The sequence below is a fragment of the Actinomycetospora sp. NBRC 106375 genome, assembly GCF_030269665.1.
In the GTDB taxonomy this organism is placed as follows: domain Bacteria; phylum Actinomycetota; class Actinomycetes; order Mycobacteriales; family Pseudonocardiaceae; genus Actinomycetospora.
Window position 1 is genome coordinate 1 of record NZ_BSTS01000093.1, and the last position, 256, is coordinate 256.

At 61.3% G+C, this 256-nt stretch carries 1 rRNA gene; it reads right to left on the reverse strand.

What is annotated here, in order from left to right:
- Positions 1 to 256, reverse strand: a 23S ribosomal RNA gene (locus QSK03_RS33010); the annotation flags it as partial.

A 256-nucleotide genomic window follows, 5' to 3' on the forward strand; every position in this document is an offset into this window, starting at 1 on the left:
TATTCTCTACCTGACCACCTGTGTTGGTTTGGGGTACGGGTCGCGTAGGAACTCGCTAGAGGCTTTTCTCGGCAGCATGGGATCACTCTGCTTCGCCTCAACCGGCTATGCGTCACGTCTGAGCCTGTCTGGTGTACGGATTTGCCTGTACACCGGCCTACACGCTTGCACCAGCACTACCACTAGCTGGCGGAGCTGCCCTCCTGCGTCACCCCATCGCTTGGCTACTACCAGGCGGGGTCCCGCGCTCCCCCCG